Below are 24849 nucleotides of genomic sequence, written 5' to 3' on the forward strand. Positions count from 1 at the left end.
CCGCGGGGCCTGTGTGCAGCAGTGACAGCGGATTCGGCCGATTTACCCTGCCATTACCGCACCCGCACGCGGCCGCTATTCGACGGTGACCGACTTCGCGAGGTTACGGGGCTTGTCGATGTTCTCGCCCAGCGCCAGTGCCGCGTGGTAGGCGAGGAGCTGTGTCGGGATCATCAACAGGATCGGATCCAGCTCGGGCTCGGACTTGGGCACCGTGATCTTGAGGCGGGTGTCGACCTCGACCGTGTCATGGGTGATCGCCACGATATCGCCTCCGCGGGCCGAGATCTCGTGCAGTGCACCGATGTTGCGGTCCAGGAGCTCGTCGTCGGGGATCACGGCCACGGTCGGGAGTTCCGGGCTGATGAGGGCGAGCGGCCCGTGCTTGAGCTCGGAGGTCTGGTACGCCTCGGCGTGCCGGTAGCTGATCTCCTTGAACTTCTGCGCACCCTCGCGCGCCGTCGGGTATCCGCGCACGCGGCCGATGAAGAACAGGCTCGGCGCCTGGGCGAGCAGTTGCGCGGCCTCGGCGATCTTCGCGCCGTCCGCCACGATCTCGCCGATCTGTCGCGGGAGTTCCTTGAGAGCGCGCACGATCCGTGCGCCGTCGGTGATGGACAGGTCACGGACCCGGCCGAGCGCGAGCGCCATCAGCACGAAGCCCACGGCCATATGCGTGTTGGCCTTCGTCGACGCGACGGAGACCTCGGGCCCGGCGTGCAGGTAGAGGCCACCGTCGACCTCCCGCGCGATGGTGGAACCCACCACGTTGACGAGCCCGACGATGGTGCCGCCCTTGCGCTTCACCTCCTGCACGGCGAACGCGGTGTCGGCGGTCTCGCCGGACTGGCTCACGGCGACGTAGAGGGTGTCGGGTTCGATGATCGGGTTGCGGTAACGGAACTCGCTGGCGGGCTCCGCATCTGCGGGTATCCGCGCGAGTTCCTCGATGACGCTCGCGCCCAACTGGCCCATGTAGTACGCAGAACCGCAGCCCAGGATCTTGACGCGCTTGAACCGGCGCATCGCCTGTGGGTCGAGGTTGAGGCCGTCGAGGCGCGCGGTCGCGAAGCGGTCGTCGAGCCGGCCCGTGAGCATGCGCTCGAGTGATTGCGGCTGCTCCAGGATCTCCTTGAGCATGAAGTGCTCGTGGTTGCCCAGCTCCAGTTCAGCCGCGGTCATCTCGACGGTGGTAGCGCTGCGCCCCACCGTCTCGGCTTCCGCGGTGAACAGGTGGAAGCCGCCTGCCGTGACCGTCGCGCACTCGCCGTCGTCCAGATGCACCACCTGGCTCGTGTGGCGCACGACTGCCGAGACGTCCGACGCGACGAACATCTCGTGGTCGCCGACGCCGAGGATGAGCGGGGAGCCGTTGCGCGCCACCACGATCCGGTCCGGGTGTTCGGTGTCCATCACGGCCAGCGCGAACGTGCCCGTCAGGCGCCCGACGGTGGCGAGCACCGCCTGCTCGAGCGTGTCCTCCTCCGCCGCGGCGACGAGGTGCGCGATCGCTTCCGTGTCCGTGTCCGAGGTGAGCTGCACACCGTCGGCCTGGAGCGCCTCGCGCAGGCTCCGGGCGTTGTCGATGATCCCGTTGTGCACCACGAAGATCCGCTCGGCGCCGTCGGCCTGAGGGTGGGCATTGGCCTCCGACGGCGCCCCGTGCGTCGCCCACCGCGTGTGGCCGATTCCGGCCTTGCCGGCGAGCCGCTTGGGTAACGCGGCCTCGAGGTCGCGCACGCGCCCGACGCTGCGGACCCGGCGCGCGCCCGACGGCCCGAGTACGGCGATGCCCGCCGAATCGTAGCCGCGGTACTCGAGCTGGGTCAGTCCGTCGATCAGGATCGGGGTCGCCGCCTGTCCGCCGATGTAGCCGACGATTCCGCACATGGGTAACTCCTACGTGTAGACGAGGCGGCGCAGCTGCCGCTCCGTGAGGGTCGGCGCCGGGAACCGGCGCGTGGTGGCCTCGTCGGCGAGTACGCGGAAGATCTCGGCGTTGCGCACACCGTGCTCCTGCAGCTCCCGATGCCGCCGCCGGACGTAGTCCTCCACGGACTCGCTGTAGAACGCCGTGACGTCGTCGATGACGCGCACCGCCTCAGCCTGTGACAGGCCTGTGCTGCGGGCGACGTGGTCGACGAGTTCGGGCTCCGGCACGGCGACGATTCTGCCGACGGCCGGAGGAAGTGTCAATTATCTGCCCGTTATCGGGCAGAGTTCGTGTTGTTCTGCTCGGTCTCGCGTGCGAACTGCGATGGAGCCAGGATGACGGGCATCCGCGGGTTGGTCTCGAGCGAGAGGCGGTCGGTGGTGTGGTGAACGGCCTCCGTGAGGTCCTCGGTGTCCAGTTCCGGCTGGTCGAGGCGCGCCGCGGCTACGCCCTTGAGCGGATTCGGTAGTAGCGGGATGCGCAGCCGCCGGCGCGTCGCCGCGCCGAGTGCCGAGCCCAGCATGTACGTCAGCAGTCCCGCGATCGCGGCGGCCGTGAGTGCCATGGGCATCGGGTGCGTGTTGGCCTTCGCCGCCTCCGCCTCCTTGGCCTTCTGTTCGGCCTCGGGGTCGGCGGGGACGGGCGGCAGCTGCTGCTGGGCCGTCGCGAGTTGCAGGTCGATAGCGCCGAGAGCGGTCTTGAGCTGGCCCAGGCCGGTGACCAGATTGTTGGTCGCGGCGGTCGCCTTCGGCCGGGCCGCGGAGATCCGCTGCAGGCCGTCACGCAGCTTGGCGGCCGCGGTCCGGGCCGACGCGATGGACGCGTCGATCGACTGCGCCGACGACTGCAGCCCTGACGTCATCGACGACAGGTCCGAGCGTAGGCCCGAGGCCTGCCCGGTGATCTGGGCGACGCTGCCCGCCGCCGAGTCGATCTTCCGGAGTTGTGGCTCGACCTTGCCCATGTCGGGGATGTGCGCGCCGCGCAGGGTCGTCGTTGCGGTCTTGGCCGCCTGCGAGATCGTGCTGCCGTACGACGACAGGCCCTGGACCTGCGCGAGGGCGCTGTCGATGCCTGCCGTTGCGCTCGTGACCTTGTTCGCGGCGGCGGATGCCGACGGTGCCGCGTTCAGCCCGTCGAGTGCCTGCTGTGCGCCCTTCTCGGCGTCGTCGACGGCGTCGAAGATCTGCGGTACCGACTTGGCCACGTCGTTCACGCCGCCCGTCGCGTTGACGGCTGCGGTCGACAGCAGCCCGAACATCGAGCGCGACTGGTCGACGGCGCGGCGGGCCGCGATCAGGTCGCTGTACGTCTTATCCGTGACCGGCACCGGGTTGCGGTGCGAGATGAACAGGAATGTCCCGGCGCCGACGGCGATCGCCATGAACACCGCCACCAGTGCGGTACCGCTCGCGGACCAGCCGCCGCGTGCGACGCGGGCTGCGAGTGTCTTGGGGTCGATTCGTGCGGGTGCCACGCGACGAGGCTACAGCAGTAACACCAGTCACGCTCGACCTGGAAATTCGATGAGAAACTCCTGATTAGACAGGGTTTTTACCCAACGTAGGTGTGTCTAGAGAACTTGACATATGGTGTCAAGTAGGTTTGACTTCTTGCCGTGGGAGACGATGCGAATCCTGTCCGTCTCCGCCGGCGCGAGCGGCGGGTGACGCAGGCCGAACTGTCGACGGCCGTCGGCGTGAGCCGCCAGACGATCGTCGCGATCGAGAAGGGTGACTACGCGCCGAGCGTGTACGTCGCACTCCGTATCGGTCATGCCCTCGGCTCGACCGTCGAGGAACTGTTCCCGCTGACAGAGATGCAATCGACCGAGTAGGGGTGAGTCAGATGTCAGTCCAGACCCGTATCGAGGAGTTCGCCCTCGCACCCGACGACCGCCGCTGGGGCGACGAGCGCGCCCGCGACGAGTACTACCGCGGTGCCGCGCTCGCGTACTGGTGGATGCAGTACGTCCTGTTGATCGTCATGGTGGTCGCCGCTGCCCAGGGCGCACTGTGGACGTCCGTCGTGGTCCTCCTCGGAGTGCTGTCCGGTCAGTGGGTGTGCCAGGGCTACTGCCGCCGCCGCGGGATTCCGCTCGCGAGCCTCACCAAGGAGTTCAATTCGGGTGGCCGGCGCTGGATCGCGCTTGGGTCGGTGCTTCCGTTCCTGGTCCTGTGGGCGGTGTTCGTGCTGCGTGAGCGCGATGCCCTCGACACGGCGTCTCTTGTGGGCGCGGTCTGCGGCGCGATCGTGGGTGGCCTGTTCGCGATGGGGATGGGCCTCTGGATCCGCCGCCGCGAGCAGCGTGACATCGATCGCCTCGCAGGCGACGACGATCGCTTCGAATAGAGCAGGAGAGGTTGAGATGTCCGCACAGAACCGCATCGAGGAGTTCGCTCTCGCACCCGACGACGCCCGCTGGGGCGACGAGCGCGCCCGCGACGAGTACTACCGCGGTGTGACTGTCGCCTTCTGGTGGATGCAGTACTTCATCCCGGTCGTCATGGTGGTCGCGGCAGCGCAGGGCGCGATACTCGCATCGTGGCTCGCGCTCGGCGCCTACCTGGCTGCGGGCATCGCTGCCTGGAGATATGGACGACGACGGGGGATCCGCATCGATCCACTCGGAAGGGAACTGTCCAGTGGGCACAGGTGGCTGGCGCTCGCTGTCCTGGTTCCCCTGTACCTCCTGTGGATCGTCATGAATCTGCTTCCGTTCGACCTCCCGGAGTCGGTGCCGGATGTGATCGGCGGCCTCATCGGAGCCGTGATCGGCGTGACGGTGTTGACCGTGGTGATGCGCCGCCGCGAGCGGCGAGATGCGCAGCGGCTCGCGGCCGAAGACGACACCTTCGAGTAGACGTTCACCCTGGTCTCAGACGCGCTCGAGGCCTACCGTGGACAGCATGAGCCAGGCCGGGTCCGCACAGACGATGCCCCTCCAGAACGTCATGAACGCGGCGATGCGCACGGCGCTGAAGCTGCCCGTCGTGTCCGGGCTGATCGGCCGGCGACTGCTGACCCTCTATGTGACCGGGCGGAAGTCCGGGAAGCGCTACGAGATCCCCGTCGCCTACACCCCGCACGACGGCGCGCTGCTCGTCGGCAGCCCGTTCGCCTGGGGGAAGAATCTGCGGACCGGCGAGCCGATCGAGGTCCAACTGCGCGGGCAACGTCGGACGGCCGACGTCACGGTCGTCTCCGACGAGGCCGGCGTCACCGAGCTGTACGGGGTCATCGCCAAGGACAACGGCAACTTCGCCAAGTTCAACGGGATCACCGTCCGCGACGGCGTCGCCGACCCGGAGGACCTGCGTCGCGCCTTCGAGGGTGGCGCCCGCGTCTTCGTTCTCACGCCCCGCTGACCGGCGGCGGTACCCTGTTCGGCGTGACCACAGCCCCGGACGCGTCGACCGAGAACCCGCAGCACGGTCTGCAGAAGCAGATCGTGCTGTTCATCCTCATCGGAGTGTTCTGCGGGGCAATCGACTTCGGGCTGACGCTCGGGCTCGGCAAGGGGCTCGGGATCGCGGAGTTCTTCGCCAAAGCCGTCGGGTTCATCGCCGGAACGACTACCGCGTACATACTCAATCGGAAGCACACCTTCCAGGCGGCCCCGAGTCACCGCCGAATGATCGCGGTCTGGATCCTGTACCTCGTGACGTTCGTCGTGCAGGAGGGGATCTTCCTCGCGGTGCTGCACGTGTGGCCGGGCAACGTTCTGCACTGGCTCGTCGCGTACGTCCTCGCGCAGGGTACGGCGACGGTCATCAACTTCGTTGTGCAGCGCCTCGTCATCTTCCGGATGATCTAGCCGGTGCTTCTCCAACGCACGCTCTTCGCCCACCTCGACCCCGCCGTCCCCCGCGATCTGTACGCGACGGGTGGTGACCGCTCACGGGTAGCCGTCACCGTCCAGGCCGGCGAGCTCGTGGACACCGACACCTACTTCGGCAGATTCCCCGCGAGTTGGTGGCAGCGCTGGACCGACGTGCGTGCGGTGACGGTGTCCCTCGATGTCGACGGCGAGGTCGCCGTCGAGGTCTGTGCCGGCGACTGGGCAGGGCGCGAGCAGGTGGTGCGGTCCGCGACGGCGTCGGGCGCCTGGTCGGCGGTGGTACCACTGGACCGCTTCGCCGACGGTGGTGCGCTGTGGCTGCGGCTGCGCGCCCAGTCCCCGTCGACGGTGTCCTCCGTGCGCTGGTCGGCGGAAGGAGGATCGGTACGGCGCGTGGCGCTCGCGATGTGCACATTCGACCGTGCGGACTCCGCCAATGCGACGCTCACCTCACTCGCCGCGGATCCCGCTGTCGTGGAACGCGTCTCGTCGGTGTACGTGGTCGATCAAGGAACTGACCTCGTCTCTTCGCGCCCCGAGTTCGCCCAGACCGCCGCCGTGCTGGGCGACCGGTTGCGCGTCCTGCGGCAGGGGAATCTAGGTGGCTCCGGCGGCTTCGCGCGCGGCATGTACGAGGCGACGCGCGACGGAGACGAGGTCGATGTCGTCGTCATGGACGACGACATCCGCCTCGAACCAGAATCGCTGCTGCGGCTGATCGCGTTCTCCGCCTTCGCGGCTCGGCGGGTCCTGGTGGGGGCGCAGATGCTCTCGATGGCCGAACCCACCCGCCTGCACCTCTCGGCCGAGCGCCCAGCCATCGCGAACATGCAGGCGGGTGTGCCGTCGCCCGGCGCTCTGGTCGGCGTCGACGTCACGGTCGAATCCCAGGACCGCTACGTCGATTCCGGATGGAACGGCTGGTGGACGTGCCTGATCCCCGGCGAGGCCATCACCGCCGCGGGCCTGCCGCTGCCGTTCTTCCTGCAGTGGGATGACATCGAATTCGGCGTCCGTGCACGGGGATCCGGGTTCCCGACGGTGACCCTCCCCGGTGCCGGTGTGTGGCACGAGGACTTCCGCCTCAAAGACAGGGACTCCTGGTCTCGCTACTTCGCGGTGCGCAACGGTCTCGTCGTGGGCGCCCTCCACGCCGGGCTCGACGGCAAGCACTACGCACGGCTGATCGCGACGGATCTCGCGCGCACAGTCGCCGCGATGCAGTACGGGCTCGCAGCGACCAAACTCCGTGCGCTGGAGGATTTCCTGTCCGGGCCGTCGTGCCTGTCCGACGGCGGCACCTCCCGCCTCGGCGAGCTCGCCGCGCTGCGGTCGGAGTACCCGGACAGCGCCGTGGTCCCGGCAGTAGAGGTCGCGGGGCGGCACGTCGACGTGGTACCCGCCGGGCCCGAGCCGTCCGCACTCGACCGGGTGCTCGCCAAACGCCTTGTGCAGCAGGCGCTGGGCCGGGTGGATCCGCGTCCCGTGTCGATACCCGCGCACGACGCCCAGTGGTGGCACGTGGCGCGCTTCGGAGACGCGGCGGTGACGGACGCCGGGCAGGGGGGCGTGCATCGCCGGCGGCGGGACCGGGCCGCGGCGGTGGAACTCGGACGCCGTGCCGCCGCGCTGTGCCTCGAGTTGCGCCGGCGCGCGCCGGAGCTCAGATCCGAGTATCTCGCGGCCCGCGACGATCTCACCTCCCGCGCGAACTGGGAACGGCTCTTCGGTTTCGGCGGATGAGGCGCCTGCTGCCCCTGCTGTTCGGGGTTCTGGCGTTCGCAGTGTCGGCGGTGCACGCCGGCCGTCCGTCGTTCTGGTTCGATGAGCTGGCGACGGTGTCCGCGACGGACCGCTCGTTCGGCGAGATGATGCGGATGCTCGCCTCCGTCGATTCCGTGCACGGCCTGTACTACATCGTCATTCGTTGGTGGGAGGCGCTTTTCGGCCTGGGTGAATGGTCGCTGCGACTGTTCTCATGCCTGGGTGTCGGCGCTGCGGTCTCGGCGATCGTCGTCCTGGCGAAGCGGCTCGACGCGTCGTTGGCGGTGCCCGCCGGCGTGGTCGCGACGGTCCTCCCGCGCGTCACCTGGGCAGGCGTCGAGGCGCGCTCGTACGCCTGGGTGATAGCGGCGTCGGCCCTGCTGTTGCTGTGCGCGGTGCGGGCAGCCGAGCGCCCCTGTCGCCGAACGTGGTTCGCGTATGGTGGGGCGGTGGCGCTGTCGGTAGCGCTGTTCCTCTACTCGGGCGCCGTGGTGTTAGCGGCGTTCCTGACGATCGTCTGGGGGCGGCATCGGCTGCGGCGCCCGGCCCTGATCGCGACGGGAGCAGGGCTGCTGGTGATCTCGCCCCTGATCGTGCTTTCGGCGACCCAGACGGGACAGGTGAACTGGCTGGCATGGCCCGGCTGGATGGTGTTCCAGAACGTGTTCGTAGATCAGTGGTTCGACCATTCGGTGACGTTCGCCGTCGCCGCGTGGGTGCTCGTGTGCTCCGCCCTGTGGGTCGGTCGTGGGACCGGCGGGCCGTGGCGGACCCGTGCGGCCCTGCGCGGCTGGGTGGGCCGCGGTTCGCTCGGTCGCTGGCTGGCGCCGGAGCCGTGGGCCGAGTGGGCGCATGTCCTCAGATGGGCGGTGCCCGCTGCGCTGGCGCCGCCGATACTTCTTCTCGCGGTGTCGACCGTGTTCCCCATGTACGTGGGTCGCTACGTGATCGCGAGCGTGCCGGGTGTAGTGCTGATCCTCGCCGTGGCGGTGCGGATGGTGGCGGATCGGTTCGGCGCACACCGGTCGCGGGCGGCGGTGTGGGCGGTGCTGGCCGCGCTGACGGCGTGCGCGGTTCCCGGCTACCTGTGGCAGCGAACGCCTCTGTCGAAGCCGGGCGGCAGCGACTTCAGTTACGCGGCGCGGTACATCCACGACAATGCGCGACCCGGTGACTGTGTCCTGTTCCAGGTGCAGCCGTCCTGGTCGACGACCACGCTGCGGGTCGCACTCGAGGGCCTGCCCGAGCAGTTCGCGGGTTTGAAGGACATCGGTGACGACGGTGACCGGCGCACCGACGGACGGCTGTGGGACAAGGCGAAGGGGGTCAACCAGTGGCCGACCTGGGTGGCTCAGAACTGCACCGCTGCATGGGTTCTCGCCGATGCGGATCGTACCGAGGACGAGTGGCACAGGGAGAACGGCAACCTGTACTGGACCTTCCGGCCGTTTCAGTTCATGGGCTCAGACCTCCAGATGCACCTCGACGACGGTGGTCTCGCAGTGGTGCATCAGGAGCAGTTCCACGTGCTGCAGGTCGTGCACCTGGAGGCGCCGCCACCGGCTGTCGGCCCCGATCCGCAGCCACTGCCTCACACGAGGCACTGGTACTGGAGGTAGCTCTGTGACTCCGATGCTGTCAGCGACGTGAGGCCGATCGTCGCGTCGGCGTCGCCGGTGGTGCATGTTGCGGAGGTCCCTGGCGACCCGCGGCCTACGGTCGAGTGAATCGCTCGCGGCGACCGAGACTCCGCAGGCGCATCCATTCGCGGAACCCGGCGACGTCGCGTTGCTGCACCAGGAAGAACCAGCCGAAACGTGCCCACTCCTGCGGGATCAGCTTCCGCTGCCCCGGTTGCGACTGCACATACCCGCGGTTGCGGTAGGTGAAGTAGCGCTTGGTGGGGTTGTCGGGGTACTGCGTGTGCATGCGGCCGCCGAGGATCGGCTTGAATTCGTCGGACCCGTAGGGGTGCAGGTACGCCGTGGTGAGGCACGTGCCGAACGGCAGCCCGGAGCGCAGCAGGCGCCTGTGTATCTCTACCTCGTCGCCGCGGATGAACAGCCGCAGATCGGGGATCCCCACCGCGGCGATCGCATCCGCGGTGAACAGCGCGCCGTTGAACAGCGACGAGATCCCTGCCAGCAGATCCGAGTCCGGATCCCCCGGTGCGAACAGCTCGCTGCGCTGCCGTCGCCACGCGACACCGCGACGCAGCGGGAACGCCAGCCGGTCGGGCTGTGCGATGTCGACGACGACCGGAGACACTTCCGCGAGGCCGTGCCGTCGCGCGCAGTCCAGCAGGGTGGCGAGCACGTTCTCGTCCTCGGGCCGACCGTCGTCGTCGGCGAGCCACACCCGGTCGGCGCCGAGTGCCAGCGCGTGCAGCATCCCGAGCGCGAATCCCCCCGCGCCACCCAGGTTGTACTTCGATCCCAGGTACGTGGTGGGCACCGGCTGAGACTCGACGATCTCGCGGACCTCGTCCTGCGCCGCATTGTCCACCACGATCAAGTGGTCCACAGGGCGGGACTGACGCGCCACCACGTCGAGGGACAGTCGCAGTAACTCCGTGCGATCGTGCGTCACCACCACGGCGACGACCATCTCGTCACCGGAGGAGGCACGGGTCCCGGACGGACCGTCGGGTCTACTCACCCGACTTCTCCTCGGCCATCTTGTCCAGCACGCGACGGACGCGAGCTCCGGCCTCGTCGCCCTCGTACGCGGTAACGACCTCCTCGATGCCACCCTCCTGCTTGATCGACCCGTGATCGATCCACATCGCGCGGTCGCACAGCTGGGCCAGGAACTCGTTGGAGTGCGAGGCGAAGACGAGGATGCCGGAGCGGGCGACCAACTCCTGTAGGCGGATCCGGGCCTTCCGGAGGAAGTCGGCGTCGACGGCGCCGATGCCCTCGTCGAGAAGCAGGATCTCGGGGTCGATCGACGTCACGACCCCGAGGGCGAGCCGGATCCGCATGCCGGTCGAGTAGGTGCGCAGCGGCATCGACAGGTAGTCGCCGAGCTCGGTGAACTCGGCGATCTCGTCCATCTTGCGCTGCATGGACTTCCGGGTCTGGCCCAGGAACAGGCCGCGGATGACGATGTTCTCGTACCCGGAGATCTCCGGATCCATGCCGACGCCGAGGTCGAAGACGGGTGCCACGCGCCCGCGCACCTGGGCCGCACCCCGGGTCGGCTCGTAGATGCCGGCGAGGACCCGGAGCAGCGTCGACTTGCCGGCACCGTTGTGCCCGACGAGGCCGATGCGGTCGCCCTCCTCGAGCTGGAGGTTGATGTTCTTGAGTGCCTCGACGACGACCACCTTGTGATCGTTGGACGCGAGGCGGCCGCCGGCTTTGCCCATCACTGCCTTCTTGATGGACCGGGACTTCGCATCGAAGATCGGGAAGTCGACGCAGGCGTCGTGGGTCTGAATCGAAACTGTCATCTCACACCCAATACGCGACTCGGGAACGGTACTGCTTCATCAGCAGCATGGTCAGGACCCAGCCCACCAGCGTGCAGCCGATCACGATGAGCCAGTGGTACAGGTGCTGTTCCTTGCCGATCATCGGCGCCCGGATGATCTCCAGGTAGTGATACAGCGGGTTGATCTCGACTATGCGGGCGCGCTCGGCGTTCCCGTGCGTCTTCGGGACCGTATCGAGCGACCAGACGACGGGTGTCGCGTAGAACAGCAGCTGCGTCAGCGCGGTGAGCAGTGGTGCGATGTCCCGGTACCGGGTGGCCAGGATCCCGAAGAACATCGTGACCCACGCGGCGTTGAGCACCAGCAGCGCGAACGCGGGAAGCGCGAGCAGCATCGAGAACGACCAGTGCAGCGGCGGGAACGCGATGATAACCACGACGTAGATCGCGATGTTGTGGAGCAGGAACAGCACCTGGCGCCACACCAGCCGGTACACGTGCACGGACAGCGGCGCCGGTAGCTGCTTGATGAGGCCCTCGTTCTTGATGAAGACCTCGGAGCCCTCGAGGATCGAGCTCTGGATGAAGTTCCACATGATGAGACCGACGGTGACCTGGGGCAGCATCGTGCGCAGATTCGCACCCAGGAGCACCGACCACAGCAGCGCCAGCGACGCCGCCATGACACCCGTGGCGATGGTGATCCAGAACGGCCCGATCACCGACCGGCGATAACGTTGCTTGACGTCCTGCCAGCCGAGTTCGAGCCACAGCTCGCGGTGCGCGAAGCCGTCTCGCAGGTCCTTGAGCGCGCGCCCCAACGTGCGCGCATCGGACACCGGCGGGGCAGCGGGCGACGGGGAGGTGACGGACACGAGGCCAGAGCCTACCGTCGTACCGCGCTACAGATACTGACCGTGCCCGTCGGCCCCGCGCTGCATCGACGGCGGCAGGGCGCCCTGGCGCATCTGCTCGAGCTGGGCTCGCGCCGCCATCTGCTGCGCGAACAGCGCGGTCTGGATGCCGTGGAAGAGTCCTTCGAGCCAGCCGACGAGCTGGGCCTGCGCGATGCGCAACTCCGCGTCCGACGGTGTCGACTCGTCCGAGAACGGCAGCGCGAGCCGTTCGAGCTCGGCCTGCAACTCGGGGGAGAGCCCGTCCTCCAACTCCTTGATGGAACTGCGGTGGATCTCCTTGAGCCGGGTGCGGCTGGCGTCGTCGAGGGGAGCCGCGCGCACCTCCTCCAGCAACTGCTTGATCATGGTGCCGATGCGCATCACCTTGGCGGGCTGCTCGACCATCGAGTGGAGGTCGTCCGAACTGTCCGAATCTACAGCATCGTCTTCGCTCGCGGGAATGATTTCGATGTCGTCTCGGTCGGTCATGAATCCATTGTTACTCACGGGTCGGGACTGTGGGCCCCACCACGGCGGACGGGTGTATGGTCCCTGGCAGTGAGCGCGACGATGGACCCCAGTCATCGGGTCCCCGACCACGCGACCGATAGGCTTGAACCCATGTCTTTCGATGTTGCCAGGGTGCGGGGACTCTTTCCTGCGCTCGGTGACGGATGGATCCATTTCGACCCCCAGGCCGGGGCGCAGATCCCCGCCACGGTCGCCTCTGCGGTGGCCAGCGCCTTTCGCGGGTTCGTCTCGCAGCCCTCAGGTGTGTATCCGGGCGCTGCGCACACGGCCACCATCGTCACGGCCGCCCGCACCGCGGTAGCCGACCTCGTGAACGCCCCCGTCGAGGGCGTCGTGCTGGGCTCCACCCGCGAGCAGTTGCTCGGTGCCCTGGCCGAGGCGATGAGCACGCGGGTGTGGCTCGGCTCCGAGGTGGTACTGGGCCGTCTCGACGACGAGGAGAACATCACCCCCTGGTTGCGTCTCGCCGATCGCGTGGGCGCGACCGTCCGTTGGGCCGAGGCCGACATCGAGACCGGTGAGGTCCCGTCTTGGCAATACGAGCAGCTGGTCAATTCGGCGACGTCGGTGGTGGCTACGACCCTGGCTTCGTCGACCATCGGGACGACGGTGGACGTATCGGCTGCTGCGCAGGCCGCGCGGTCCGTCGGTGCGCTGCTGGTCGTGGATGCGACCAGCGCGGCGTCCTACGAGGTGATCGACCTCGAGACCCTCGGGGCCGACGTCGTCGTCGTGTCCGCGAACAGGTGGGGCGGACCGCAGGCCGCGGCGCTCGCCTTCCGCGATCCGACGGTGCTGGAGCGGCTCCGGGCAGTCGCCGTCGACCCGCGGGCCAGGGGGCCGGAGCGGCTCGAGGCGGGTGAGCACTCGTACGCGATGCTCGGCGGCCTGGTCGCGTCCATCGACCACCTGGCCGGTCTCGACGAGGCCGCGTCCGGTACGCGCCGCGAGCGGCTGCAGTTCTCCCTCCGGTCCGTGCGCGACTACCAGCAGCGGCTGCTGCGCTACCTCCTGGCCTCGCTGGAGACGGCGCCGCAGGTCTCGGTGATCGGGACGGCCTCGCGCCGGATTCCGACGGTGTCCTTCACCGTGCCCGGCGTGCCCGCACAGAAGGCCGCGAAACGGTTGGCGGACAACGGGATATGTGCCCTGTGCGATGTGCCGAGCAGGTTCTTCGACGGTCTCGGCGTGCCGGAGTACGGAGGCGCGGTCACCGTCGGGTTGGGCGTATATTCCACTCCGTACGATGTGGACCAACTCGTCCGGGCACTCGGCTCACTCGCCTAGTCCCGGGACAGCTTCTGCAGCATGCCCGGCCGCATCAGATCCGATAGCTTCGCCCACGGCACCGTCACCGGGATGTACGAGCCGAGGACGAAGGGCACCGATACGAACGCCTGGAACCCGTCCCGCCGTGGGAGCCAGTCGCGGAAGTCGTCGTAGCCTGCGTCCTGCAGCCTGCGGCTGCCGTCCAGCCCGGGTGCGAGCGACCGCATCCGGGCCAGCGCTGTCGCCGGGTCGGTGAACACGTCGTCGAATGCGATGGGGGAGGCCGTGGCCGTGTCGATCACGATCGTGGCTATGGACGTGTACGGGTGGGCTGCGCGGTATGCGAAGGACTCGGCGACGATGAGCCCCGACACCAGGTACGGGGTTATCGATGTGACGGCGGTACGGAACCCGGCGGGTACGACGCCGTCCTCTGTCGTGTAGCGACGACCGTCGGCTTCCGAGCCCGGTAGGACGGCTCGCTGCCCGGCGCGTACTGCGGCACGGAAGCGCTCGACGACCGCGGGGGAGCCGCCTGTCAGCGTCGGAATGGTGGTGCGGTACTTCGATTCTCCTTCCGTGCCACTGACGACGGTCGTGCCGGGGATGTAGCCCGACGCCGGGCCGGCTGCCGCGGGCGCCGTCGACGGCGGGCCGAACGGGGAGGCGGTCTGCGGTGCCGGGTTCTGTGATCGGGTGCTTGGCGACGACGTGCGCGACGGCGCCGGGCTCTGGGTGGACGAAAGGCTGCGGTCCGCCGGCGTCGACGGGCCGCACGCGGCGACGAGCAGCGCGGCGGCGAATGCGGTCACCGCCGCGCGGGGTTTCACTGCTCGGCTGCCACGCGGAACGCGTCGGAGGTGTAGAACGCCGCGAGGCGGCGACGGATGAGGGGTTCGAGGAATCCGCGCTCGTCGAGCATCTCGAACACCGGTGGTCCGAAGCGCAGCGCCTCTTCGATCATGTCCTCGCGCCCCACGCCCACCTCGTTCAGGATCTCGTAGAGCGATGTGTCGCTGTACTTCTCGAAGAAGTAGTCGATGCCGGCGTCCAGCGCGTCGTGGAAGTACCCGGTCTCGCGGAAGACCCGCCAGAACTCGAAGACGAGCACGACGATCGCCTCGACGTCGTCCTCGGACACCAGATCCCGGAACGATCCGAGCCGAGTGTCCCGGTGTTGGTGCCACAGCTCCCGGGCGGCGGCCTCTGGCTCTTCGGCCGCGCCGGTCGCGGACTTCTCCAGCACGTAGGCGACGGCCCTGCGTACGGCGTCCTCGGCGTGCTGATCTACGGTAGCGGGCAACCGGATCCGGCCGATACGGCGCACTCCGGGAAGGCGGTCGAGGACCGCCCGGCCGTCGTCGGCGACTGCGGTGGCGGCGTGCCGCAATGCTGTGGCGCACACGTCGACGGCGACCGGGCTCGTCCACAGCCGCTCGGCAAGTCGTCGCGTGACGTCGAGATCCGCTGCGGTGGAGGCAAGCTCGTCGAAGCTGCGGGCATCGAAGACGTCGGATAACGCGTTGTCGTCGTTGGTTCTGTGCCGATAGAGGACGCTCGCGATCTCACCGACCAGCTCCGGGATCGCGCCCTCGACCGGCACCTGTGCCGCGTATTTGCGCGCGACGGCCTTGATCATCTCGGGTGTGACCGCCTCGCCGAGTGTGATCTGCGAGGCGGTGTCTAGGGCGTTCTCCACCTCCTCCAGAATGAGACTGTGGAATGCGTTGCCGCGCAGCTGCTCCCGCTCGTAGGCCACGTGTGCATCGAGCAGCCGGTTCGCGAGATCCGTCATGACGTCTCGCTCAGGAGGAGGACCTTGCCCACGGAATCGGGCGAATCCAGCAGGGCTTGAGCATCTTCCGCGTCGGCGAGTGGCAATCGTGCCGAGATGACGGGCCTGACCGATCCGTTCGCAACGAGCGGCCAGACGTGCTCGACGACCTCCGCGACGATCGCAGCCTTCGATCCCGGCCCCGTGAGGGGACGATTGCGAACGTTGGTGCCGATCACCCGGGCGCGCTTACCGATAAGGGCGCCGATGTTCAGCTCGCCCTGTGCGCCACCCTGCATGCCGATGATGACGAGCCGCCCACCTGTGGCGAGCGCGGAGACGTTGGGGCCCAGGTACTTCGCACCCATGATGTCCAGGATCAGGTCGACGCGGCCGGCGAGTTCCTCGGCGAAATCCTGCTCGCGGTAGTTGATCACGATGTCGGCGCCGAGCTCGACGCAGCGCTGCGCCTTACCTTCGGAGCCGACGGTCGCGGCCACCGTCGCCCCGAGAGCCTTAGCGACCTGTATTGCGTACGTGCCGATTCCGCTGCCGCCGCCGTGCACCAGGAATGTCTCGCCCGACCGCAGCCCGCCCTCCATGACGAGGTTGGACCAGACGGTGCTCGCGGCTTCCGGCAGCGCGGCCGCGTCGACGATGTCTACCCCTCCGGGGACCGGCAACAGCTGCGACGCGGGAACGACCGCGTATTCGGCGTAGCCGCCGCCCGCGATGAGCGCGCAGACCGCGTCCCCGGGTGCGTGACCCGTGACGCCCTCGCCGAGCGACTCGATCGTGCCCGATACCTCGAGGCCCATTATGTCGCTGATCCCGGGAGGCGGCGGGTACAGCCCGCGGCGTTGCATGAGGTCGGCCCGGTTCACCCCGGCGGCGGCCACTTTCACCAGCACCTCGCCGGGCGCCGGCTGCGGGGTCGTCACCTCGGCGACCCGCAGGTCTCGGGTGGTCTCGTCCACGACGATCGCGCGCATGACTCATGGGTAGCACACAAGACGGACGCGGGTTGCTCACGGTGCGGCTTCGACTTCGATAGTGTGCCTGCATGTCCTGCTGGCCGTGGTCCGTCTGGTTTCCGTGACGATGGAGGATCCGCACGGAAGCGAGCGCTACCCGCTCCTGTACAGCACCCCCGACCGTCTGGAGGAACCCGGCGGCGGTTCGCCGGTCGGCGGTTCGTCCGTCGGCGGAGGTGGAGCTGGAGGTGGCCGCGTCACCTGGTTGCATCTCGTGGCGGCGTGCGCTGCGGTGGGCACCGTGATCGCTCTGGTGGCGACCTTCGTCCAGAGCGCCTCGGCCACGCGGACTCCGGCCCCGACGACGGTGCGGGTACCTGTGGCGACGTCCTCTGCGGCTCCGGCGGGTGCCACGCCGAGTGGCCCGAGCCCGGCTCCGTCGAGCAGCGTCTCGTCTGCACGTCCGAGTGTGAGCCCGAGCGGCGACGCACCCCGACGATCGGGTTCACCGCGTGCTCGGGGCGGGCAGGATGCGTCTCGCGCTACGCCCGCGAAGCCGACCTGCATGCGGAAGCAGTGGGTGTACCGGCCCTCGAAGGGCACGTTCGAGCAGATGGAGCTGCCCTGCTGAGCGCTGTCGATCGCGCGCCGGTACCGCGTCGGTGGTGCGAGGAGGCGAATGCCGGGTCCGGTAGGATGCCTGCTCAGGGAAGCGTGGCAGAGCGGCCGAATGCACTCGCCTTGAAAGCGAGCGTGGGTGAAACCACCGGGGGTTCAAATCCCTCCGCTTCCGCAGGTGATAGGGGGTGTCCGGGAGTGGAGTGCGGCGACCGGGGCCTGAGAGTGACCCAGTGCAAACGCTATGAGAATCGTTGATCGACAACACTAGCCACTGCTAGTGATCGGTGGGTGCCGCTGGCCGGGCGGAGAGCTCGGCGTGTTGCCCGACCGTCGCGTCCAGCGCGTGGATGCAGATTCGGAGGTTTTCGTCGGGGGTCAGGTCGTGTTCGATGAGCGCGAGTCCTGTGGTCTCGCGGACCAATGCAATCCATCCGCGGAACGATGCCTCTGCCAATCGTCTATTCGTTCCTGCGCAGCCGGCGGCGTCAAGAGCTGCCCGACCGATCACGCCGAAGGTGGTGGCGACCGGTTCTCGGACTGCTGGGGCGGCGGCGATCGAGCTGCGATTCGCGATCAGAACCAGGTTCGGGTGCTGTTCGTAGAAGGCTAAGTACTTGGTAAGCGCGTCGATGAGCCAGTCGCGCACTGTACTCGAGTCCCGAAGGTCGGCGACAGGAAGAATCGACTCGTGGGCCCGCTGCCACACGGCGCCGAAAAACTCTGCCTTCGTTGGAAAGTAGTGATAAAGCAACGCCCGCGTCACGTCGGCGTGGCCGGCGATCTCCTCCATCGACAGTTCGTCGAATCGACCACCATCGAACAACTCTTCGCCAACGTCCAGGAGCTGCGTGCGTCGCTGCTTCGGTGTCATGCGACGACGAGTGCTCACGTGACTCAATCTAGCGCCTCCTGTGCTCGACCTTGTCACGCACTATTATACTCGCGTATAATAGCAGTGGCACTGCTACTCGAAGGAGCCGCTCATGATCGCGACCATCGAACGAGGACAGGCTCGATCCGGCCGGCCGCCGCTATTGTTCGTTCACGGCGCCATGCATGGGGCTTGGGCGTGGGACGAGCACTTCCTTCCCTACTTCGCGGAGCACGGATGGCGAACGATCGCCCTCGATCTGCGCGGGCACGGTCGCAGTCCGTCCGACAAAGCGGTGACGTGGGTCAGCGTCAATGACTACATCGCAGACGTAGCGGAGGTGGCGGCTCGTTTCGACCAGCCACCCATCCTCATCGGACACTCGCTAGGTGGGTTCGTAGTACAGCGCTACCTGGAGAATCACGCCGCGAGGGCGGGGGTCTTGGTGGGTTCGGCGCCCCCGAGTGGTGCTTTGCGCCTGACTCTGCGTGCCACTCGCCGGGATCCGGTGGGAGTTGCGCGCGTGTTCACGACATTCAAGCTATTCCAGCTCTTCGGTCAGCCCGAGGCTGCACGCTACTGGTATTTCTCTGCGGACAAACCGGACCCGGATACGACGCGATACATCAACCGACTGCAGGAGGAGAGCTTCCGCGCCGTTCTCGACACACTCACGCGTCCCGTCCGAACTCGCATGGTGACAGTCCCGATGCTGGCGATCGTGGGGTCAGAGGACTATACCGTCCCACCACGTGATCACTCGATCGCAGCGCGTAAGTACGATTTGACGCCCATCGTTGTGGACGGGCTGCCTCACGATCTGATGCTGGTACCGGGCTGGCAGCGGGCAGCCTCGCATATTCTCAATTGGATCGAGGCTCTGCGTTAGGTACGTCTACGTCACCTGCGACCTCCACACCCGCGAGTAGTAGATGAACGGCACCGCCATCATCTACGGCCATGTCGGTGTCGACGTGGAACGCACACGGTAGCGCCGAGTTCGAACGGGAGAGCATGGCGCTGCGGCTGGGCGGGTCACCGGCAGTCTTGCCATACGTCGTCGGAGCTCAGTGGTGCTCCGTGTCCGGGGAGTAGCGTCGTGACGGGGAGGTTTCGCAGGCGCCGGTTGGATTGGTGTGCTGTGTGTGGGTCGACGAGTTCGGGCGTGAACCACGCCCTTCCGCTGCGCGTGAGTACCGCGTCGCCGGACAGCAGTGTTCCGGACGCCGGGTGCCATAGCGCGATGCTGTCGTCGGTGTGGCCGGGTGCGGCGACGACGGACCAGGCGGGTGCACCCATCAGTGGCGCACCGTCGTCGAGCTCGCCGGACGGAGTGGGCCCGGTCCACCGCATGCGTGGGCTCAGGCCGAAGCCGGCGCATCGGGTTCCGGTCAGCAGACCCAGGGCGGCGGTCCAGTCGAGCGGCTGGTTGCGCAGGACCGGCGCGACTCTGGCCTGGTCGATGGGGCCGGGGTTACGTGGCTTCTCTCCGGCGAGGTAGCGGAGGGTGCGGGGCGGTAGCAGGATTGGGGCGTTGTAGCGGTCGGCTACTGCGGGCGCGCCGGCGAGATGGTCGCTGTGTCCGTGGGTGGCGACGATGCTGTGAATCGAGCCGCCGAGGTCGTTGATGATCGGCGCGATGTCAGTGGCTGCCGAGGGAAGGCCGGCGTCGATCACGACGGGTCCTTCGTGGATGACGTAGCAGTTCCAGATCCACCGCGACACGCGAGTGATGCCTGCGTGATCGAGCGTCTCGATGACTGGTTTCGGAACCATTGTCTGCCTTCCTGGTGCGCTATCCGCGACCGAACGGTCGTCGGCTGCGCTGGCGTCGGCACGTTCACGCACTGTGGTTGCGCCCGTCGCCGCTCGGCTGCTGTGTGCGTGCGGTGATCTGTCTCCGCGGTAGGAGCGCCTAGGCCCATCTGATACGGAGGCCTTTCAGCAGCGTGCCGATAAAGGTGCCGATCGGTGTGGCCGAAGAGACCTTACGGAGCACGGGCTCAACCCCTCTCGTCCTCGGATCAGTGTCCCTGGGTGATGGTTCCGGCGAGTGTTCGCGCCAGGGTGGTGAGCAGTGTTCGTCTGCTGTCGAGGTCGGGGCTGGCCGGTGCCTGGTTGGCGACGCGACGGAGTTGAGCGGCGTGCCAGGCGGTCTGGAGTAGTCCGTCGGCGTTTCGTCTGCCCAGCGGTGTGGGGCCGGGCAGTGGGCCGATTTCGTCGCCGACGAGGATGCGGGTGGGCAGGTCTGGTCGGACGGCTAGCGGACGGGCAAGGCCGACGACGTCGATCACTCCGGTGTCGATCAGTTGTGTGATCACGGCGGCGGTACGCATACCGCCGGTCAGCATGATCGGGACTTTGGTGCGCGCGCGTAGACGCTGGGCATAGGGGAGGAAATAGTCGTGGGGATGGGGGTTGCTGCTGACATCTGGGCCGAACATCGCCGGGTCGGCGTAGGTGCCTCCGGAGATCTCGAGAAGGTCGATGCCGGAGTCCGCGAGTGCGACTGCTGTATCTAGGGATTCGTCTTCGGACAGTCCTCCGCGGTCGAAGTCGGCGCAGTTGAGTTTGACCGAGAGGGCGACTGTAGGGCCGATCGTCTCTCGTGTGGCGTGGATGACGTCTAGGAGAAGGCTGCGGCGTCGTCCTGGGTCGCCGCCGTATCGGTCGCCGCGAGTGTTGGCGTTGGGCGCAAGGAATTGGGAGAGTATGTACCCGTGGGCGGCGTGGATCTGGACGCCGTCGAATCCTGCATCGACGGCGAGTTGGGCGGAGTGCGCGAATCGGCGGACGAGTGCAGCGATCTCGGGTGTGGTCATTGCGCGGGGGCGTCGCGCTCCGGTCGAGCGGGAGCGGATGGTGGAAGGCCCGACGGGCCGGCGATTCCAGGGTGCGGCCGCGACGCGACCGGGGTGGTTGAGTTGCATGAACACGGTGGTGTGGTGGGCATGGGCTGCTGCGGCCCACCGGGCGATGGCAGGGCGATGGCGAGGATCTTCGAGGATCACGTTGCGGGGCTCGACGAGTGCGCGGTGATCGATCATCACGTTGCCGGTGATGAGCAATCCCGCTCCGCCGCGTGCCCACGTGTCGTACAGGCGTTGTAACCGAGCAGTGGGTACTCCGTGCCGGTCGGCGAGCGTCTCACTCATGGCGGCCTTGGCGATTCGGTTCTTCAGTGTCGTACCGCAGGGCAGCGTCAGTGGCTGGCTCAACGTCGAGGGGGTGGGGGAGGTGGTGTTGTTCATCAGAGGATCCTGGGGACGAATCGACGGGGTATGAATCGTGGGCTCAGTGGCCGCACGGGGAAGGGGGGTATGCCGCGGGTGAGGTCGACGCGGTGCAGCCGTGCGTCGACGACTTCGCCCAGGCCCATCTCGTGCAGCGGATCGCGAGGGGTTCCGCCGAGGGTGAGCGTCAGATGTGCACGGCGGGTCTCGATCGGGTGTTCGCCGGGCCGGAACAGCACCAGCCGAGGGATTGCCGCCCCGATCAGACCGGTGGCGTTGAGGTTCGGCCGTCCGAGGATCGGGTAAGGCTCTTCGATGTGTTCGCCGAGTTCGCCGTGCATATGGATGAGTTCGGCGCCGCGCCGCCCCGCACGTGCTTCGATATCGTCTCCGGAGACGGTGAAGGTGATCTCGCCGATCTTCTTGGGATAGCCCAGAGCTTCGCGGCCCACGATGAGGGCGATGTCGTCGTCGACGATCATCCAGGGTGTGTGTATGCCTGTGCGTGCGGGGGTGCGGACGTGGACGAACAGTCCGGCCTCGCGATAGGGCGACTGGAAGGCGTTGTCGGGGAACCATGCACAGAACAGATCGGCGCGTGGAGGATCGGCGAGGTGAACGCCGCCCGGTAGCCAGGGACGCATCGCTGCGGGGTCGACCTCTACGGTGGTGGTGAGGTAGTGGGCGTCCCGGTACGTCGGACCGGTGGTCCGCAGCAGAGCCCTTACACGGGCGAAGTCGGCACGCGCGGTCATGGCATGTTCCTCGCCATCGTGCGCAAGGCGGGAAGCGTGAACGCATGTGGCACATGCCGTGCGGCCGCAGTCTGCAGCTTGGCCATCGCGCCGGGGGAGACGATGCGCTTGCCTCGTGCCAGGCCGTGGAGCGCCTCTGCCGCGACACGACGCGCCGGAAGCCAGGTGGGATCGCCGCTCTGTGCGCTCTCATCGAGGCCGGCCTCCTGGGCGAATTCCGTGTGCACCGGGCCGGGGGCCAGCAATGTGCACGTCACACCGGTATCGCGGAGCTCGGAGTGCAGAGCTTCGGCGAAGCTATTGACGAATGCCTTGGTAGCTGCGTAGGTCGCCATGCCGGGCATCGGCAGGTGTCCGGCGGTTGATCCGGTGACCAGTACGGCGCCACTGTTGCGTCTGAGCAGTCCCGGCAGGAGTGCGATCACCAGCTGATGGAGGGCGTTGACATTGAGTTCTACCTGGTCGGCTTCACGCACGCTGTCCGCGTCGCGTAGTTCGCCGAACGTGGCCGCCCCTGCGTTGGCGCAGATCACGCTGATGTCCCGGCCTGTAAGGATTCGGCAGAGGGTTTCGCGTTGCCTGCGGTCGGCGAGGTCGCACGGCAAGACCTCGACATCTATTCCATGCTTCGCTCGCAGTTCCGTTGCGAGCCGGTGCAGGCGTTCACGCCGTCGCGCGATCAGCAGGAGTGCGTGTCCGCGTTCGGCCAGTTCGTACGCGAGGGCCTCGCCGATGCCGGACGAGGCGCCGGTCACCACTGCCGTTCCGGCAGGCAATGGCGGGCGATGACGGGGCACGGTCAGGTGCTGGTGCCCGTCGACGATGCGGGCCGCTGCTCGGGGATGGCGATCGACGAACCGTAACACCACACGGGCGGCGTCCAGCCCGCGTTCGAGCTCGAACGCTCCCGCAGTCATCTTCGCACTCGGTCTGGCCAAGCGCCCCAACACATCTGCGAAAGGCACGTCGAGACGTTGCTGAACGTGTGTGACGTCGGCGATCAGCCTGGACCCCTTGGTTGCGAGGCTGCCTGCACCCAGCCGCGGGGCGATGAGTCCTTGGACCGTGAGGTTCGCCAGACCCGGCGCGAAGGTGTGGCCGATGAGGAGCGGGACACCGTCTTGCCATTCGAGAAGTCGTTCGAGGAATGGAAGGCGAAGGTGATAGCCGGTCGCCCACACGATGGTGTCGTATTCGCCGATCCCGCCGTCTGTGAAATGTACGGTGTTGCCGTCGAATCGGGCGATTCCGCGGCGAGGTCGTACGCGCCCGTTCTCGAACGCATCGAAGATGCGGGTGTTGACCGTGACGTCTTGGTCGAAGATATCGTGTTCGGGCATCTGCAGGCCGTAGCGGCGGTAGTCGCCGATGGTCGCGCGCACACCGGCCCGCGTACGCATGCGCTCCACCGGCTCGGGGAGCCAGCCGTTGGCGAGTTCGGCGGTCGGGACACCGCCCACGGTGCGTGGCACGAACCAGTAGCCGCGGCGAAGCGAGATATCTGCTCTACCACGGGCTCTCGCTGCCTCGACGGCGATGTCGCACGCTGAGTTCCCGCCACCCACGACCAGTACCCGCTCGCCGAGGTCGGTGGGATTCCTGTAGTCGGCCGAGTGCACCGTCCGCCCCGTGAACGTGCCCGGATGCTCCGGGATCTTCTTGTCCCAGTAGTGCCCGGTGGCGGCGACCACGCTTGCATACTCTCGTTCCTCGCCGGATGCGAGTCGTACGCGCCAGCCGGTCATGCCGCGCGGGTCGCGCGGGGCACATGCGTCCACTTGGGTGCCGAACTCGATTCGCTCGGACAGCCCGAATCGGGTTGCGTAGTCCTCCAGGTACGCGAGCATCTGCGCAGCACTGGGGAACGTGGGGTAGTGGCGCGGCATCGGGTGATCGGCGTACTGGGTCACCGACGCGCTGGTGATCAGCTGCACCGAGTCGTAGACGCGGTGGGCCCAGTTGCCTCCGACGCGTTCGGTGGCCTCCAGGTGGTCGTGCTCGAGGCCCGCATCGGTGAACGCCTTCGCCACCGCCAGTCCCGCGTAACCCGCTCCGATGATGCAGTGCCGTTGCGACGTCATGACCACAGAATAGATTAATTTGAGCTATCTGTAAATGAGCTATCTACCGTTAGGGGGATACAATACCGCCGTGTCGATCTCCCCGGCTGCCTATGCCCTGCTCGGGTTCCTCTCCAGCGGTCCCGCGTCGGGCTACGACTTGAAGGTCATTGCGCGCGCAACGGTCTCGTACTTCTGGGCGGTGGGCGACAATCAGGTGTACCCATTGCTCGACCGCCTCGAAGAGTCCGGGCTGGTGTCCTCCGAGAGGGTGGCTGCGGCGGGACGCCGGGAGAAGACCGTCTTCCATATCACGGCCGAGGGCGAGGCCGCTCTGGGTGTGTGGCTGCGACAGACGCCGAAGGCGGCGTCGTTCCGTCATCCGGGTCTGATAAGGATGTTCTTCGCGGCAGAGCTGCCAGATGCCGATCTTGCGGCACTCATCGATCACGAGGAACGGGCACTGACCGCGAAGCTCGATGAACTCCATCAGCTGCGCGTGTCCGGCACGCCGCCGGACCAACCTGCCCGAAATCGCCATGACCGGCTCATGCAGCTGACCTTCGCGTTCGGAAGCGAACTCACCGAAACGGAACTTCGCTGGTGGCAGAGCGCGCGCCGCGAACTGCTCCCGCGAGACGACGGCGACGGGATCGGCAACGACGCGTCGACGTCTTGACGCACCGGATCGTCGTGCACATCTCGTCGCTGATTCTGGCCGGATATGGGTGGGCGGGTGCATTGTTCAGGTCTGCCTGAACGAAATTCGTGCCGCGTATCGTCCGGTCCATACCGGCCGTGCTGCCCTGGCCCTGGTCACTCGATCTCGATCTTGCCGCCGTGGTCCTGGACCTTGCGGGTCGCTTCGAGCGCCTTCTCGTGCTGCTCGTGC

Annotated in this window: 26 protein-coding genes and 1 tRNA gene; 12 read left to right on the plus strand and 15 right to left on the minus strand. The window is 67.5% G+C overall.

Features of this window, described 5'->3' with window-relative positions; genetic code table 11:
* Positions 1-75: 75 nt before the first annotated feature.
* From glmS to P0W64_RS19845, 3 genes are read right to left on the minus strand one after another with little or no spacing between them, the layout of a single operon-like run.
* Positions 76-1890: a glutamine--fructose-6-phosphate transaminase (isomerizing) gene (gene glmS / locus P0W64_RS19835; protein WP_275481909.1), complete on the minus strand. Its 1815-nt coding sequence runs from the start codon at positions 1888-1890 to the stop codon at positions 76-78.
* Between the two features lie 9 nt (positions 1891-1899).
* Positions 1900-2160 carry a hypothetical protein gene (locus tag P0W64_RS19840; protein ID WP_275481910.1) on the minus strand — a complete coding sequence of 87 codons (261 nt, stop codon included), beginning with the start codon at positions 2158-2160 and terminating at the stop codon, positions 1900-1902.
* 47 nt (positions 2161-2207) lie between these two features.
* Positions 2208-3410, minus strand: coding sequence for a hypothetical protein (locus P0W64_RS19845; RefSeq protein WP_275481911.1), 1203 nt, complete (start codon positions 3408-3410; stop codon positions 2208-2210).
* Between the two features lie 141 nt (positions 3411-3551).
* Between P0W64_RS19845 and P0W64_RS19850 the strand changes: the two genes are divergently transcribed.
* From P0W64_RS19850 to P0W64_RS19880, 7 genes are read left to right on the plus strand one after another with little or no spacing between them, the layout of a single operon-like run.
* Positions 3552-3770, plus strand: a complete 219-nt coding sequence (locus P0W64_RS19850) for a helix-turn-helix transcriptional regulator (protein WP_275481912.1) — start codon at positions 3552-3554, stop codon at positions 3768-3770.
* Between the two features lie 11 nt (positions 3771-3781).
* Positions 3782-4285, plus strand: a complete 504-nt coding sequence (locus tag P0W64_RS19855; protein ID WP_275481913.1) for a hypothetical protein — start codon at positions 3782-3784, stop codon at positions 4283-4285.
* Between the two features lie 16 nt (positions 4286-4301).
* Positions 4302-4796 (plus strand): hypothetical protein, encoded by a 495-nt coding sequence (locus P0W64_RS19860; RefSeq protein WP_275481914.1) that lies wholly within the window; start codon positions 4302-4304, stop codon positions 4794-4796.
* A 46-nt stretch (positions 4797-4842) separates the two neighbouring features.
* Positions 4843-5301: a nitroreductase/quinone reductase family protein gene (locus P0W64_RS19865; protein ID WP_275481915.1), complete on the plus strand. Its 459-nt coding sequence runs from the start codon at positions 4843-4845 to the stop codon at positions 5299-5301.
* A 23-nt stretch (positions 5302-5324) separates the two neighbouring features.
* The gene (locus P0W64_RS19870) at positions 5325-5750 is read left to right on the plus strand and encodes a GtrA family protein (RefSeq protein ID WP_275481916.1); all 426 of its coding nucleotides are present in this window, start codon (positions 5325-5327) and stop codon (positions 5748-5750) included.
* A 3-nt stretch (positions 5751-5753) separates the two neighbouring features.
* Positions 5754-7517: a glycosyltransferase gene (locus P0W64_RS19875; RefSeq protein WP_275481917.1), complete on the plus strand. Its 1764-nt coding sequence runs from the start codon at positions 5754-5756 to the stop codon at positions 7515-7517.
* Positions 7514-9157: a glycosyltransferase family 39 protein gene (locus P0W64_RS19880; protein ID WP_275481918.1), complete on the plus strand. Its 1644-nt coding sequence runs from the start codon at positions 7514-7516 to the stop codon at positions 9155-9157. The genes P0W64_RS19875 and P0W64_RS19880 overlap by 4 nt, the downstream gene beginning before the upstream one ends.
* A 94-nt stretch (positions 9158-9251) precedes the next feature.
* Here the strand turns inward: P0W64_RS19880 and P0W64_RS19885 are convergent, their stop codons facing one another.
* Genes P0W64_RS19885 through P0W64_RS19900 form a run of 4 tightly spaced genes read right to left on the minus strand, consistent with a single transcriptional unit; the run spans position 9252 to position 12358 of the window.
* Entirely contained in the window at positions 9252-10145 is an 894-nt protein-coding gene (locus P0W64_RS19885; RefSeq protein WP_275481934.1) for a glycosyltransferase family 2 protein, read from the minus strand.
* 43 nt (positions 10146-10188) lie between these two features.
* Entirely contained in the window at positions 10189-10992 is an 804-nt protein-coding gene (locus P0W64_RS19890) for an ABC transporter ATP-binding protein (protein WP_275481919.1), read from the minus strand.
* A gap of 1 nt (position 10993) precedes the next feature.
* On the minus strand, positions 10994-11848 hold the full coding sequence (locus P0W64_RS19895) for an ABC transporter permease (protein WP_275481920.1): 855 nt from the start codon (positions 11846-11848) through the stop codon (positions 10994-10996).
* Between the two features lie 27 nt (positions 11849-11875).
* Positions 11876-12358, minus strand: a complete 483-nt coding sequence (locus P0W64_RS19900) for a bacterial proteasome activator family protein (RefSeq protein WP_275481921.1) — start codon at positions 12356-12358, stop codon at positions 11876-11878.
* 132 nt (positions 12359-12490) lie between these two features.
* On the opposite strand from P0W64_RS19900, the gene P0W64_RS19905 reads away from it, so the two are divergent.
* Complete coding sequence (locus P0W64_RS19905; RefSeq protein WP_275481922.1) at positions 12491-13687, plus strand: cysteine desulfurase-like protein; 1197 nt, start codon at positions 12491-12493, stop codon at positions 13685-13687.
* Here P0W64_RS19905 and P0W64_RS19910 read toward each other — a convergent pair.
* Genes P0W64_RS19910 through P0W64_RS19920 form a run of 3 tightly spaced genes read right to left on the minus strand, consistent with a single transcriptional unit; the run spans position 13684 to position 16435 of the window.
* On the minus strand, positions 13684-14499 hold the full coding sequence (locus P0W64_RS19910) for a hypothetical protein (protein ID WP_275481923.1): 816 nt from the start codon (positions 14497-14499) through the stop codon (positions 13684-13686). The genes P0W64_RS19905 and P0W64_RS19910 overlap by 4 nt on opposite strands.
* Complete coding sequence (locus tag P0W64_RS19915) at positions 14496-15464, minus strand: hypothetical protein (protein ID WP_275481924.1); 969 nt, start codon at positions 15462-15464, stop codon at positions 14496-14498. The genes P0W64_RS19910 and P0W64_RS19915 overlap by 4 nt, the downstream gene beginning before the upstream one ends.
* Complete coding sequence (locus P0W64_RS19920; RefSeq protein WP_275481925.1) at positions 15461-16435, minus strand: NAD(P)H-quinone oxidoreductase; 975 nt, start codon at positions 16433-16435, stop codon at positions 15461-15463. Before P0W64_RS19920 ends, P0W64_RS19915 begins: the two co-directional genes overlap by 4 nt.
* Positions 16436-16496: 61 nt before the next feature.
* Here P0W64_RS19920 and P0W64_RS19925 point away from each other — a divergent pair, with 61 nt between their 5' ends.
* Both P0W64_RS19925 and P0W64_RS19930 read left to right on the plus strand, forming a co-directional pair.
* Positions 16497-17048, plus strand: coding sequence for a hypothetical protein (locus P0W64_RS19925; protein ID WP_275481926.1), 552 nt, complete (start codon positions 16497-16499; stop codon positions 17046-17048).
* Between the two features lie 77 nt (positions 17049-17125).
* A tRNA-Ser gene (locus tag P0W64_RS19930) sits at positions 17126-17210 on the plus strand.
* A 102-nt stretch (positions 17211-17312) separates the two neighbouring features.
* Here the strand turns inward: P0W64_RS19930 and P0W64_RS19935 are convergent.
* Complete coding sequence (locus tag P0W64_RS19935; protein ID WP_275481927.1) at positions 17313-17909, minus strand: TetR/AcrR family transcriptional regulator; 597 nt, start codon at positions 17907-17909, stop codon at positions 17313-17315.
* Between the two features lie 112 nt (positions 17910-18021).
* Here P0W64_RS19935 and P0W64_RS19940 point away from each other — a divergent pair, with 112 nt between their 5' ends.
* Entirely contained in the window at positions 18022-18798 is a 777-nt protein-coding gene (locus tag P0W64_RS19940) for an alpha/beta fold hydrolase (protein ID WP_275481928.1), read from the plus strand.
* A gap of 146 nt (positions 18799-18944) precedes the next feature.
* On the opposite strand, the gene P0W64_RS19945 is transcribed toward P0W64_RS19940, so the two are convergent.
* The 4 genes from P0W64_RS19945 to P0W64_RS19960 all read right to left on the minus strand — a co-directional run bounded on the left by P0W64_RS19945 (position 18945) and on the right by P0W64_RS19960 (position 23978).
* Entirely contained in the window at positions 18945-19685 is a 741-nt protein-coding gene (locus P0W64_RS19945; RefSeq protein WP_275481929.1) for an MBL fold metallo-hydrolase, read from the minus strand.
* 248 nt (positions 19686-19933) lie between these two features.
* Positions 19934-21160 (minus strand): NADH:flavin oxidoreductase, encoded by a 1227-nt coding sequence (locus tag P0W64_RS19950; protein WP_275481930.1) that lies wholly within the window; start codon positions 21158-21160, stop codon positions 19934-19936.
* Positions 21160-21897 carry an acetoacetate decarboxylase family protein gene (locus P0W64_RS19955; protein ID WP_275481931.1) on the minus strand — a complete coding sequence of 246 codons (738 nt, stop codon included), beginning with the start codon at positions 21895-21897 and terminating at the stop codon, positions 21160-21162. Before P0W64_RS19955 ends, P0W64_RS19950 begins: the two co-directional genes overlap by 1 nt.
* A complete protein-coding gene (locus P0W64_RS19960; protein WP_275481932.1) occupies positions 21894-23978 on the minus strand; it encodes an SDR family NAD(P)-dependent oxidoreductase in 2085 nt (694 codons plus the stop codon). The genes P0W64_RS19955 and P0W64_RS19960 overlap by 4 nt, the downstream gene beginning before the upstream one ends.
* Before the next feature lie 70 nt (positions 23979-24048).
* On the opposite strand from P0W64_RS19960, the gene P0W64_RS19965 reads away from it, so the two are divergent.
* Positions 24049-24636: a PadR family transcriptional regulator gene (locus tag P0W64_RS19965; protein ID WP_275481933.1), complete on the plus strand. Its 588-nt coding sequence runs from the start codon at positions 24049-24051 to the stop codon at positions 24634-24636.
* The last annotated feature ends 213 nt before the right edge of the window (positions 24637-24849 follow it).

Origin of the sequence: Tsukamurella sp. 8F (assembly GCF_029167375.1) — a bacterium.
Lineage (GTDB): Bacteria > Actinomycetota > Actinomycetes > Mycobacteriales > Mycobacteriaceae > Tsukamurella.

What these genes read in the sequence shown, in the direction of transcription:
- P0W64_RS19940 (WP_275481928.1), top strand. Translation starts at nt 18,022, where the DNA reads ATGATCGCGACCATCGAACGAGGACAGGCTCGATCCGGCCGGCCGCCG.
- P0W64_RS19885 (WP_275481934.1), bottom strand. Translation starts at nt 10,145, where the DNA reads ATGGTCGTCGCCGTGGTGGTGACGCACGATCGCACGGAGTTACTGCGA.
- P0W64_RS19950 (WP_275481930.1), bottom strand. Translation starts at nt 21,160, where the DNA reads ATGAACAACACCACCTCCCCCACCCCCTCGACGTTGAGCCAGCCACTG.
- glmS (WP_275481909.1), bottom strand. Translation starts at nt 1,890, where the DNA reads ATGTGCGGAATCGTCGGCTACATCGGCGGACAGGCGGCGACCCCGATC.
- P0W64_RS19935 (WP_275481927.1), bottom strand. Translation starts at nt 17,909, where the DNA reads ATGACACCGAAGCAGCGACGCACGCAGCTCCTGGACGTTGGCGAAGAG.
- P0W64_RS19880 (WP_275481918.1), top strand. Translation starts at nt 7,514, where the DNA reads ATGAGGCGCCTGCTGCCCCTGCTGTTCGGGGTTCTGGCGTTCGCAGTG.
- P0W64_RS19855 (WP_275481913.1), top strand. Translation starts at nt 3,782, where the DNA reads ATGTCAGTCCAGACCCGTATCGAGGAGTTCGCCCTCGCACCCGACGAC.
- P0W64_RS19860 (WP_275481914.1), top strand. Translation starts at nt 4,302, where the DNA reads ATGTCCGCACAGAACCGCATCGAGGAGTTCGCTCTCGCACCCGACGAC.
- P0W64_RS19905 (WP_275481922.1), top strand. Translation starts at nt 12,491, where the DNA reads ATGTCTTTCGATGTTGCCAGGGTGCGGGGACTCTTTCCTGCGCTCGGT.
- P0W64_RS19920 (WP_275481925.1), bottom strand. Translation starts at nt 16,435, where the DNA reads ATGCGCGCGATCGTCGTGGACGAGACCACCCGAGACCTGCGGGTCGCC.
- P0W64_RS19955 (WP_275481931.1), bottom strand. Translation starts at nt 21,897, where the DNA reads ATGACCGCGCGTGCCGACTTCGCCCGTGTAAGGGCTCTGCTGCGGACC.
- P0W64_RS19945 (WP_275481929.1), bottom strand. Translation starts at nt 19,685, where the DNA reads ATGGTTCCGAAACCAGTCATCGAGACGCTCGATCACGCAGGCATCACT.
- P0W64_RS19890 (WP_275481919.1), bottom strand. Translation starts at nt 10,992, where the DNA reads ATGACAGTTTCGATTCAGACCCACGACGCCTGCGTCGACTTCCCGATC.
- P0W64_RS19915 (WP_275481924.1), bottom strand. Translation starts at nt 15,464, where the DNA reads ATGACGGATCTCGCGAACCGGCTGCTCGATGCACACGTGGCCTACGAG.
- P0W64_RS19960 (WP_275481932.1), bottom strand. Translation starts at nt 23,978, where the DNA reads ATGACGTCGCAACGGCACTGCATCATCGGAGCGGGTTACGCGGGACTG.
- P0W64_RS19900 (WP_275481921.1), bottom strand. Translation starts at nt 12,358, where the DNA reads ATGACCGACCGAGACGACATCGAAATCATTCCCGCGAGCGAAGACGAT.
- P0W64_RS19865 (WP_275481915.1), top strand. Translation starts at nt 4,843, where the DNA reads ATGAGCCAGGCCGGGTCCGCACAGACGATGCCCCTCCAGAACGTCATG.